This is a genomic window from Kitasatospora sp. cg17-2 (assembly GCF_054031055.1).
On record NZ_CM132923.1, the window covers coordinates 3,652,632 to 3,663,835 of the forward strand.

Below are 11,204 nucleotides of genomic sequence, written 5' to 3' on the forward strand. Positions count from 1 at the left end.
GCGGACGACCGGGAGGACCCGGCGGCCCGGGCGGCCCGGGCGGACGACCCGGAGGACCCGGCGGACCCGGCGGACCCGACGCGCCGGCCGGTGACTCCCAGTCCGCCGCCGCCCGCCGCGGCCCCGCCGGACCCGGCCGCTTCATGGGCGGTCAGGGCGCCGAGAAGTCCATGGACTTCAAGACCTCCGGCAAGCGGCTGCTCAAACTGCTCCGCCCCGAACGCGCCCTGATCGCCGGCGTCCTCGGCCTCGGCGTCCTCAGCATCGGCGCCGCCATCGTCGGCCCCAAGATCCTCGGCCACGCCACCGACCTCATCTTCGCCGGCGTCGTCAGCAGCCGCTTCCCGGCCGGCTCCTCCAAGCAGCAGATCGTCGACGCCATGCGCGCCCGCGGCGACGGCGACATCGCCAACCTGATCTCCTCGGTCGACTTCACCCCCGGCCAGGGCATGGACTTCGACGCCATCGGCAGCATCCTGCTCTGGGTCCTCGCCATCTACGTCGCCTCCGCCGTCTTCGGCGTCGTCCAGGGCCGCCTCGCCGCCCGCGCCATCCAGCGCGTCGGCTACCGGCTGCGCCAGGACACCGAGGCCAAGCTCGCCCGGCTGCCGCTCAGCTACTTCGACAAGCAGCCCCGCGGCGAGGTCCTCAGCCGGGTCACCAACGACATCGACAACATCAGCCAGACCATGCAGCAGACCACCGGCCAGGTGATCAACTCCCTGCTCACCGTCATCGGCGTGCTCGCCATGATGTTCTGGATCTCCTGGCTGCTCGCCCTGATCGCGCTGATCGCCGTCCCGCTGTCCGTCGTCGTCGCCACCCGCGTCGGCAAGCGCGCCCAGCCCCAGTTCGTCCAGCAGTGGCGCTCCACCGGGCAGCTCAACGCGCACATCGAGGAGATGTACACCGGCCACTCCCTGGTCAAGGTCTTCGGCCGCCAGAAGGAGTCCGCCGCCACCTTCCGCGAGCACAACGAGGCCCTCTACGCCTCCAGCTTCAAGGCCCAGTTCATCTCCGGCATCATCCAGCCCGCGATGATGCTCATCGGCAACCTCCAGTACGTGCTGATCGCCGTCGTCGGCGGCCTGCGGGTCGCCAGCGGCGCCCTGAGCATCGGCGACGTCCAGGCGTTCATCCAGTACTCCCGGCAGTTCAGCCAGCCGCTCACCCAGGTCGCCAGCATGGCCAACCTGGTGCAGTCCGGCGTCGCCTCCGCCGAGCGCGTCTTCGAACTCCTCGACTCGGCCGAGCAGACCCCCGAACCGGCCATGCCGGAACGCCCCGACACCCTGCGCGGCCGGGTGGTCTTCCAGGACGTCGCGTTCCGCTACGACCTCGACAAGCCGCTCATCGAGGACCTCTCGCTCAAGGTCGAACCCGGCCAGACCGTCGCCATCGTCGGCCCCACCGGCGCCGGCAAGACCACCATGGTCAACCTGCTGATGCGGTTCTACGAGGTCAGCTCCGGGCGGATCACCCTCGACGGCGTCGACATCGCCGCCATGTCCCGCGAGGAACTCCGCTCCGGCATCGGCATGGTCCTCCAGGACACCTGGCTGTTCGGCGGCAGCATCGCCGACAACATCGCCTACGGCGCCGAGGGCGCCACCCGCGACCAGGTCGTCGAGGCCGCCCGGGCCGCCCACGTCGACCGCTTCGTCCGCACCCTGCCGGACGGCTACGACACGGTCATCGACGACGAGGGCACCGGCGTCAGCGCCGGCGAGAAGCAGCTCATCACCATCGCCCGCGCCTTCCTCGCCCAGCCGTCGATCCTGGTCCTCGACGAGGCCACCAGCTCCGTCGACACCCGCACCGAGGTGCTCATCCAGCGGGCCATGGCCCGGCTGCGCACCGGCCGCACCAGCTTCGTCATCGCCCACCGGCTCTCCACCATCCGGGACGCCGACGTGATCCTGGTGATGGAGAACGGCTCCATCGTCGAACAGGGCGGCCACGACGAGCTGATCGCCGCCGACGGGGCCTACGCCCGGCTCTACCAGGCGCAGTTCGCCGAGGCGGTCGCCGAGGTCGAGTAACTCCCGGAGGATCCTCCCGGCGAACCTCTCCGCGAACCCGGGGCGGCCGGCCCGACGGCCGACCGCCCCGGGTTCCCGCACGTCCGGGGCCGTCCCGCCCCACCGCACCCGGGGGCGGGACGCTACCGTGGGGCCGTGAGTGACGACCCGTCGGCGACGACCGCCGCGCCCAGCACCGGCAGCGGTGGCACCGGCAGCACCGACGCCGCGACCGGCGGCACCGCCCCGGACGCCTTCGAGGCCAACCGGCGCTACCTCGGCTCCGTCGCCTACCGGATGCTCGGCTCCTTCACCGACGCCGAGGACGTCCTCCAGGAGGCCTGGCTGCGCTGGCGCGCCGCCGACCGCACCGCCGTCGCCGACCCCCGGGCCTTCCTCACCACCGTCGTCACCCGCCTCTGCTACGACCAGCTCGGCTCCGCCCGGGCCCGCCGCGAGTCCTACTTCGGCGAATGGCTGCCCGAACCGTCCGTCTCCTACCAGAGCGGCCCCGCCTCCCCCGCCGAGCTCGCCGAACTCGGCGAATCCGTCTCCCTGGCCCTGCTCGCCGTCCTCGAACAGCTCACCCCCGCCGAACGCGCCGCCTTCGTGCTGCACGACGTCTTCGCCGTCGGCTTCGACGAGATCGCCGCCTCCCTCGACCGCAGCCCCGACGCCGCCCGCCAGCTCGCCTCCCGCGCCCGCCGCCGGGTCAAGGACGGCGGCCGCCGGGCCACCGCCGACCCCGCCGAGCACCGCCAGGCCGTCGAGGCGTTCGCCGCCGCCACCGCCCGCGGCGACATCGAGGGCCTGCTCGCCGTCCTCGACCCCGAGGTGGTCTGGCACTCCGACGGCGGCGGCCTCGTCACCGCCGGCGCCCGCCCGGTGTTCGGCGCGGAGAAGGTCGCCCGGCTCGTCGCCGGCCTGGTCGCCAAGTGGGGCACGCCCGACACCGTCATCGAGTTCGCCCTGGTCAACGGCGAACCCGGCCTGGTCTGGTACCAGCAGCCGGGCCTGGTCGGCGGTGTGGTCGGCTTCACCGTCGCCGACGGCCGGATCACCTCGGCCTACACCGTGGTCAACCCGGAGAAGCTCACCCACCTCAACCCGGCCGACACCCCTCCGGCGGTGTGACGCAGGTCACCGTCACACTCCGACCGGCTCCGTCGTCCCCCTTCCGAACACGCGGAGAGCGCTCCCCGGCCACCCCGGGGGCGCCGGGAGAGGACGCCGCCGACGGCGCCACGAAGGAGCGGGACGACATGACCGAGAAGCAGATCGTCGTACTGGGTGCCGGCTACGCGGGCCTCGCCGCCGCCACCCGCGCCGGCAAGCGCGGCCAGGTCACCCTGATCGCCCCCGAGCAGCGGATCCTGCACCGCGTCCGGCAGCACGAGACCGCCGCCGGGCACCCCGAGCACCGGCCCGCCGTCGCCGAGGTGCTGCGCGGCCGCGCCGTCCGCCACATCGCGGCCCGCGCCACCGGCATCGACCTCGACGGCCGCAAGATCGTCCTCGACAACGGCGAGGTCGTCGCCTACGACACCCTCGTCCACGCCCTCGGCAGCCGCACCGCCTGGCACGGCGTCCCCGGCGCCGCCGAGCACGCCTACGCCGCCGAACGCGCCGCCGGGATCGCCGAACGGCTGCGCACCGCCGACCGCCCCGGCACCGTCGCCGTGGTCGGCGGCGGCGCCACCGGCATCGAACTGGCCGCCGAACTCGCCGAGGCCCACCCCCGCTGGACCGTGCGGATCGTCGCCGCCGACCAGGTCGGCGGCTGGTTCTCGGCCAAGGGCCGCGGCCACGTCCACCGGGTGCTGCGCGGGCTCGGCGTCGCGATCCACGAGCACACCACCGTCACCGCCGTCGACACCGAGGGCCTCACCACCGCCGACGGCCGGATCCCCGCCGACCTGGTCGTCTGGGCCGCCTCGATGGAACCGCACCCGCTCGCCGCCGAGGCCGGCCTCGCCGTCACCCCGGCCGGCCGGGCGATCGTCGACGACCACCTGCGGTCGGTCTCGCACCCCGAGGTGTACGTGATCGGCGACGCCGCCGAGGTCACCGTCCCCGGCACCGGCACCCTGCGGATGGGCTGCGCCACCGCCCTGCCGCAGGGCCAGTACCTCGGCAAGGTGCTCGCCGGGCGCACCGACAAGCCGTTCGCCTTCCGCTACGTCGTGCAGTGCCTGAGCCTCGGGCGGCGGGACGGAGTGGTCCAGCTGATCCACGGCGACGACTCGATGCGGCCCTCCGTGCTCACCGGCCGGACCGGACGGCTGGTCAAGGCCGCGATCCTCAGGAGCGTCGTCATGTCGCTGCGCTGAAGCACGCGCGAGGGGCCCGGGACGCGCAGTGCGTCCCGGGCCCCTCACGGTGGAGAGCGAGCGACCGGGTCCTCCCCGGCCGCCCCTCCCCCGGTTACTTCTTCTCGCCCTTGGGGGTCTCGGCGTCGGTGGACAGCGCGGCGATGAAGGCCTCCTGCGGGACCTCGACCCGGCCGACCATCTTCATCCGCTTCTTGCCCTCCTTCTGCTTCTCCAGCAGCTTCCGCTTACGAGAGATGTCACCGCCGTAGCACTTGGCGAGGACGTCCTTGCGGATGGCGCGGACGGTCTCACGGGCGATCACCCGGGAGCCGATCGCCGCCTGGATCGGCACCTCGAACTGCTGGCGCGGGATCAGCTTCTGCAGCTTGCCGGCCATCATCACGCCGTAGCCGTAGGCCTTGTCCTTGTGCACGATCGCGGAGAACGCGTCCACCGCGTCGCCGTGCAGCAGGATGTCGACCTTGACCAGGTCGGCGGTCTGCTCGCCGATGGGCTCGTAGTCGAGCGAGGCGTAACCGCGGGTCTTGGACTTCAGCTGGTCGAAGAAGTCGAAGACGATCTCCGCGAGCGGGAGGGTGTAGCGCAGCTCGACCCGGTCCTCGGACAGGTAGTCCATGCCCTGGAGGTTGCCGCGGCGGGACTGGCACAGCTCCATGATCGCGCCGACGAACTCGTTCGGCGCCAGGATGGTGCCGCGCACGACCGGCTCGTACACCTCGGCGATCTTGCCGACCGGGAACTCGCTCGGGTTGGTGACGGTGTGCTCGGAGCCGTCCTCCATGATCACCCGGTAGACCACGTTCGGGGCGGTGGAGATGAGGTCGAGGTTGAACTCGCGCTCCAGGCGCTCCCGGATGATCTCCAGGTGCAGCAGGCCGAGGAAGCCGCAGCGGTAGCCGAAGCCGAGCGCGACCGAGGTCTCCGGCTCGTACACCAGCGCCGCGTCGTTCAGCCGCAGCTTGTCCAGGGCGTCGCGCAGCAGCGGGTAGTCCGAGCCGTCCAGCGGGTACAGGCCGGAGAACACCATCGGACGCGGGTCCTTGTAGCCGCCGAGCGGCACGGTGGCACCCTTGTGCATCGACGTGATGGTGTCACCGACCTTGGACTGCCGGACGTCCTTCACACCGGTGATGATGTAGCCGACCTCGCCGACGCCCAGGCCGTCGGCGACCTTCGGCTCCGGCGAGATGACGCCGATCTCCAGCAGCTCGTGGGTGGCGCCGGTGGACATCATCGCGATGCGCTCGCGCTTGGTCAGCTGGCCGTCCACGACACGGACGTAGGTGACCACGCCGCGGTAGGAGTCGTACACCGAGTCGAAGATCATCGCGCGGGCCGGGGCGTCCTTGACGCCGACCGGGGCCGGGACGGTGTTGACGATGTGGTCCAGCAGGTCCTCGACACCGAGACCGGTCTTGGCGCTGACCTGGAGCACGTCGGACGGGTCGCAGCCGATGATGTGCGCGATCTCCGCGGCGTACTTCTCCGGCTGCGCGGCCGGCAGGTCGATCTTGTTCAGCACCGGGACGATGGTGAGGTCGTTCTCCAGCGCCAGGTACAGGTTGGCGAGGGTCTGCGCCTCGATGCCCTGGGCCGCGTCGACCACCAGGACGGTGCCCTCGCAGGCCGCGAGGGAGCGCGACACCTCGTACGTGAAGTCCACGTGGCCCGGGGTGTCGATCATGTTGAGGATGTGCGTGTTGCCGGCGTGGGGACCGGTCCTCGGCGCCCACGGGAGACGGACGGCCTGCGACTTGATCGTGATGCCGCGCTCGCGCTCGATGTCCATGCGGTCGAGGTACTGGGCGCGCATCTGCCGCGGGTCGACCACACCGGTGATCTGCAGCATCCGGTCGGCGAGGGTCGACTTGCCGTGGTCGATGTGGGCGATGATGCAGAAGTTGCGGATCAGCGCCGGGTCGGTACGGCTGGGCTCTGGCACATTGCTGGGGGTCGCGGGCACCTTGGTCCGATTCTCCGTTGGTCCGGGGGCCGGGGGTGTCCGGATCATCGCTGACCGGCTTCCCGGGCGACCGGACGGTCGTCCGATCGAGATAGTTCCTCCCATCTTCCCACCTCCTGCGGGCGGACCGCGCGCCACCCGTCCGCTTCGGGCCGCCCGGGGGCCCGCGAGGGGCCGTGCGGCGGGGTCGGAGCGGCAGGTCGGGGGCGGCAGGTCGGGGCGGCAGGGTCGGAGCCGGGGGCAGCGGGGCACGGTGGCGGGGCGGCCGGGCAGGATGGCGGGCCATGATCCTCGAAAGCGCCCTGCTCGACGTCCTGCCCGGCCTGGAGGAGGAGTTCCTCGCCGCCTTCGCCGAGGCCCGCCCCCTGATCGCCGGGCAGCCCGGCTTCCGGTCCCTGGCCCTGCGCCGCCGCCTGGACGAGGGGCGCGGCTCCCGGTTCCTGCTCCAGGTGGAGTGGGAGAACCTCGCCGACCACACCGAGGGCTTCCGCCGCTCCCCCGAGTACCAGCGGTGGCGCGCGCTGCTGCACCACTTCTACCGGCCGTTCCCCGAGGTCGAGCACTACGGCGAGCCGCTCCTGCGGGCCTGACCGGCGTCCGGCGCCCGACCGCCCGCCGGACGCCCGCACGGGCCCCGCCCAGTTTGGGCCGGACCCGCCACCCCTGGTAGCGTTGGCCGCTGCACCTGGCCCCGGCATGCCCTCTCAGCTGACCCGAGCGCCGCTGGTGCAGCCCTCCCAGCCTCCGGCCGGGAGACCCCAGATCCGATTTCACAGACTGAGGCACTTTCGTGGCGAACATCAAGTCCCAGATCAAGCGCAACAAGACCAACGAGAAGGCGCGCCTGCGCAACAAGGCCGTCAAGTCCTCGCTGAAGACCGCCCTGCGCAAGGCCCGTGAGGCCGCTGCCGCCGGCGAGACCGAGAAGGCCGCTGTGCTGGCCCGCGCCGCCTCCAAGGCGCTGGACAAGGCCGTGAGCAAGGGCGTCATCCACGCCAACCAGGCCGCCAACAAGAAGTCGGCCATCACCAAGCGCGTCAACACCGCCGTCCAGGCCTGACGCCCCCGGGGCCGCACGACGGCCCCACCCCTCGGGACGCCCGGCCCTCTACCCGGAACCCCCGAGGCGCACAACAGACTTCGCACCGCACGCGGCCTGCGTTCGCCACGCGGGTGCGGTGCACAGGGATTGACCGGAAGTACCTGCCCGCAGGACTTCCCACCACTGCCCGCCCGGTACACACCGGGCGGGCAGTCGGCGTTTTATCCGCGTGGATCCGAGCGCAGCCCCATGTGGCGAGCACAGTCCCGGTCCCGGCCGCGCGCGGCGGCCGGACGCGTCAGTGCTGGGTCAGCCAACCTTCGTCCACATCTGGCATCCCTGCGACTTGAACAGAGCATCGGACTTCTTGATCGTGACGACCCCCTGCCCGGTCAGCGCGTCGTTGGCGATGATCGAACCGGCGTCCCCGCTGGTGCCGCTGCTGCGTTCCCAGTAGCAGAGGCCCGTGCTGTCGCTCGGGCCGGCTGTCTTGTACGTCCCGGGCTGAACGTCCGCACCGACCAGATAGGTCCCGCTCCCGGCGATCGTGCCGTCAGGCTTTGCCGCAGCCTCACTGGTCGGCTGCAGCGTGGTGGTCGCGGTCACCGTCGCCGTCACCGTGACTGTGGGAGCAGGGGCTGCGGGCGCTGTGACCGTTTCGACGACGGTCTTCGTGATTGTCGGCAGTGCGGACGGCGAGCCGGCCGCAGCGCTGGTGCCGGAAGTGCTGCTGCACGCCGTTGCGGTCCCGACCAGGACCGCAACGGCAAAGGCGATGCGTATGCGCATGGCGATCCCCGTTGAAATGGATGTGAGAGCGGGACCATATCGCTCGTACTCACAGGGACTACGGTCTGTTGCGGAGCCGTGATGTGCCGTAGTTCGCCCTCTTCCCCACAAGAAGTGGCGCGCGGTCGTGGCCAACCCTCGGAGTCCGGCCTGAGCAGCAGGGCAATCGCGTCGGCCGTCGGGCAGAGCGACATTCAAGTGCGACAGTACCTGGCCGCGACAAATGGCCCTCGATGCCGTCGGAGACACCCGGTCCTCGGAGTTCCGTCAGCAGGCCCGACGGGGCGGGAACCGGGGCGGCCCGGCGGCCGTCGCTTTCCACGAACGGTCGCCCGGCCCGGCCGATAGGGTCGGGTCTCCGGCACCCACGTCGCAGGCCCGAGGGGGGCACACATTGGGGACACCGCCGCCGCCGTCATCACCTTCACCGGCACCGTCACCGCCGCCGCAGAACGGACCCGGTTTCGCCGGCTTCCCGCAGCAGCCGCCGGCGCCCAGCAGCCCGCCCGGCTTCGGGCCGCCGCCCGGCCTCCCCAGCGCGCCCGGCGCCCCGGGCACACCGGGTGCTCCGGGCGCTCCCACGGTGCCCGGCTCGGCGGCGGTGGCCGGTACCCCCGGACCGGGCGGCCGTCGGAGCGGCGGACTGCGGCGCAACGCGACCTGGGCGTTCGTCGGCGCGATCCTCGCCTCCGCGGTCTGGACCGGCACCGTGCTCGCGGTGCCCGGCCTCGTCGGCGACGGGTCCGCGGCGAAGAACCTCCGCGGCTACCACGCGGTGGACCGGATCTGCGACGCCGGCAAGCTCACCGCGTTCCGCGGCAAGTACAAGATGGTGGACAACTACCCGCTGGAACACGTCGGCCGCACCGACACCATGGACGTGATGCGCTGCTACGCGCTGATGAAGCGCACCCCGTCCGACAGCGAGACCACCGACTACGCCACCCTCGACATCCGGGCCGAACTGCACCGGGCCGTCGACTCCGTCCCGGAGTTCACCGCCCTGCGGCAGTACTTCGAGCAGCAGAAGTACGAGATCACACCCGTGCCGGGCCTCGGCGAGGAGGCCTACCTCGCCTACGGTGACGAACCGACCAGCTCGGACAAGACCTTCCACGACATCAACTACTACCTGCAGATCCGGGACGGCGGCATGACGTACTCGCTGTACTGGACGGACAACTACCAGGTCGGCAAGAACCACACCCTGGACCGGGAGACCGTGCGCAAGGCCATGCTCGACGACACCCGGGACATGCTCAAGGCGATCGGCGGCCCGTAGCCCCGGGGCGGGCTCAGTACGAGGGCTGCCGGGAACCGGCCCTGGCGGCCCTCGCCACGGCGACCACGGCGCGCTCCAGGGCGAAGGCCGGGTCGTCGGAGCCGCCCTTGACGGCGGCGTCCGCCTGCGCGATCGCCGTCAGCGCCACGGCCACGCCGTCGCCCGTCCAGCCGCGCATCTGCTGGCGGACCCGCTCCACCTTCCACGGCGGCATACCCAGCTCACGGGCGAGGTCCCCCGGGCGCATGTTCCGTCCGGCCGTCGCCAGCCGCCCGATGCTCCGCACGCCGGACGCCAGCGCGTAGGTGATGCCGGTCGGCGGCTGGCCGACCGCCAGGGCCCAGCGCAGGCGCTCCAGCGCCTCGGCGGCCCGGCCGGTGACCGCCAGGTCCGCCACCTCGAAGCCGGTGGCCTCGGCCCGGCCGCTGTAGTAGCGGGCCACCACGGTCTCGTCGATGGTGCCCTCGACGTCGGAGGTCAGCTGGCTGCAGGCGGCCGCCAGCTCGCGCAGGTCGCTGCCGAGCGCGTCCAGCAGGGCCTGGCAGGCCTCCTGCGTGGCCGAGCGGCCGAGAGTGCGGAACTCGCCCTTGACGAAGGTCAGCCGCTCGCCGGCCTTGGCGAGCTTGGCGCAGGCCACCTCGCGGCCGCCGGCCTTGCGGCCCGCGTCCAGCAGGCCCTTGCCCTTGGCACCGCCCGCGTGCACCAGGACCATGATCACTTCTTCGGCGGGGGCCTCGATGTACGCCTTGACCTCCTTCACGGAGTCGGCGGAGAGGTCCTGCGCGGCCCTGACCACGATGACCTTGCGCTCGGCGAAGAGCGAGGGGGTGGTGAGCTCGGCCAGACTGCCGGGCTGCAGGCCACCGGGCGGGAGGTCCCGCACATCGGTGTCCGGGTCGGCGGCCTTCGCCGCGGCCACCACCTGCGCCACCGCGCGGTCCAGCAGCAGCTCCTCCTGGCCGACCGCGAGGGTCAGCGGGGCGAGCAGGTCGTCGGGTGCACTCTTCCTGGCCATCGCCTACCAGCATCCCACGGGGCACGGACAGCTCCGGCCGCCCTGGAGAATGGGCAGGTGACCGAAGACCCCACCACCGAGCCCGTGACCGAGCCCAGCGTCGGGCCGGCCGCCGACCTGCCGGACGACTTCGACCCGCACGCCCGGCAGCTGCTCGTCCTGCCCGACCGCGATGCCGCCGAGGAAGCCGCCGAGGAGCTCGGCGCCGACCACCCCGACCTCGACGAGCCGGAGATCGTCCGGGACGCCCTCGCCGGGGAGGACGACGCCGAGGACGCCCAGTGGCTGGTGGTCGTGGAACCCCCCGAGCACGGCTGGACCCCGGCCCTCCTCCACGCCCTCGACACCGTCGCCGCCTCCCACGACGGCTGGCGCGAACAGCACTGACCCGCCCCTCGTACGGGATCGCGTGGGAAGTCGGACGGGCCGACTTCCCGTGCGAGGCACCTGGCGATCCCGGGTCGCCCGACCGATCCGGCCTGTCCCTCACACCCACCCGGGCAACACCTGCTGCCCCCACCCCGACCGCCCGCCCTCGCCGGGCCCGAGCGCACCGCTCGGGCCCGGCGAGAAAGGCCCACACAACCAGTGGCCTACCAAGAGCGGGGCGGCACACGTCAAGGTGACCGTCCGACTGGCCCCTCGTCGCCACCGGGGTGTCCGGGTTCCGCCAGGGGCAGCGGGCCGAACCGGTCTTGCCCAGCCCCAGCCTCCTCTGGCCTGCTTCAGATGACGGAAGCGATGGACGACGCCTCGTGC

Annotated in this window: 10 protein-coding genes; 7 read left to right on the forward strand and 3 right to left on the reverse strand. The window is 72.2% G+C overall.

Annotated elements, in window-relative coordinates; genetic code table 11:
- The first annotated feature begins 143 nt into the window (after positions 1–143).
- From ACW14Y_RS15080 to ACW14Y_RS15090, 3 genes are all read left to right on the forward strand, one after another.
- Entirely contained in the window at positions 144–2,042 is a 1,899-nt protein-coding gene (locus tag ACW14Y_RS15080) for an ABC transporter ATP-binding protein (protein WP_456987137.1), read from the forward strand.
- Positions 2,043–2,177: 135 nt separating this feature from the next.
- Entirely contained in the window at positions 2,178–3,155 is a 978-nt protein-coding gene (locus ACW14Y_RS15085; protein WP_380391930.1) for a sigma-70 family RNA polymerase sigma factor, read from the forward strand.
- A gap of 128 nt (positions 3,156–3,283) precedes the next feature.
- The gene (locus ACW14Y_RS15090; RefSeq protein ID WP_456987140.1) at positions 3,284–4,351 is read left to right on the forward strand and encodes an NAD(P)/FAD-dependent oxidoreductase; all 1,068 of its coding nucleotides are present in this window, start codon (positions 3,284–3,286) and stop codon (positions 4,349–4,351) included.
- 94 nt (positions 4,352–4,445) lie between these two features.
- Here ACW14Y_RS15090 and lepA read toward each other — a convergent pair whose 3' ends face one another.
- Positions 4,446–6,317 carry a translation elongation factor 4 gene (gene lepA / locus ACW14Y_RS15095; RefSeq protein WP_045938445.1) on the reverse strand — a complete coding sequence of 624 codons (1,872 nt, stop codon included), beginning with the start codon at positions 6,315–6,317 and terminating at the stop codon, positions 4,446–4,448.
- 284 nt (positions 6,318–6,601) lie between these two features.
- Between lepA and ACW14Y_RS15100 the strand changes: the two genes are divergently transcribed.
- Positions 6,602–6,907: an antibiotic biosynthesis monooxygenase family protein gene (locus ACW14Y_RS15100; protein WP_456987142.1), complete on the forward strand. Its 306-nt coding sequence runs from the start codon at positions 6,602–6,604 to the stop codon at positions 6,905–6,907.
- Between the two features lie 200 nt (positions 6,908–7,107).
- Positions 7,108–7,377, forward strand: a complete 270-nt coding sequence (rpsT, locus tag ACW14Y_RS15105; RefSeq protein WP_045938443.1) for a 30S ribosomal protein S20 — start codon at positions 7,108–7,110, stop codon at positions 7,375–7,377.
- 291 nt (positions 7,378–7,668) lie between these two features.
- On the opposite strand, the gene ACW14Y_RS15110 is transcribed toward rpsT, so the two are convergent.
- Positions 7,669–8,148, reverse strand: coding sequence for a hypothetical protein (locus ACW14Y_RS15110; RefSeq protein ID WP_456987145.1), 480 nt, complete (start codon positions 8,146–8,148; stop codon positions 7,669–7,671).
- A gap of 583 nt (positions 8,149–8,731) precedes the next feature.
- Here ACW14Y_RS15110 and ACW14Y_RS15115 point away from each other — a divergent pair.
- Positions 8,732–9,430 carry a hypothetical protein gene (locus tag ACW14Y_RS15115; RefSeq protein ID WP_456987147.1) on the forward strand — a complete coding sequence of 233 codons (699 nt, stop codon included), beginning with the start codon at positions 8,732–8,734 and terminating at the stop codon, positions 9,428–9,430.
- A gap of 13 nt (positions 9,431–9,443) precedes the next feature.
- Here the strand turns inward: ACW14Y_RS15115 and holA are convergent, their stop codons facing one another.
- Complete coding sequence (gene holA / locus ACW14Y_RS15120; RefSeq protein ID WP_093862087.1) at positions 9,444–10,445, reverse strand: DNA polymerase III subunit delta; 1,002 nt, start codon at positions 10,443–10,445, stop codon at positions 9,444–9,446.
- Between the two features lie 150 nt (positions 10,446–10,595).
- Here holA and ACW14Y_RS15125 point away from each other — a divergent pair, with 150 nt between their 5' ends.
- Entirely contained in the window at positions 10,596–10,832 is a 237-nt protein-coding gene (locus ACW14Y_RS15125) for a hypothetical protein (protein ID WP_375971181.1), read from the forward strand.
- Positions 10,833–11,204 lie beyond the last annotated feature (372 nt).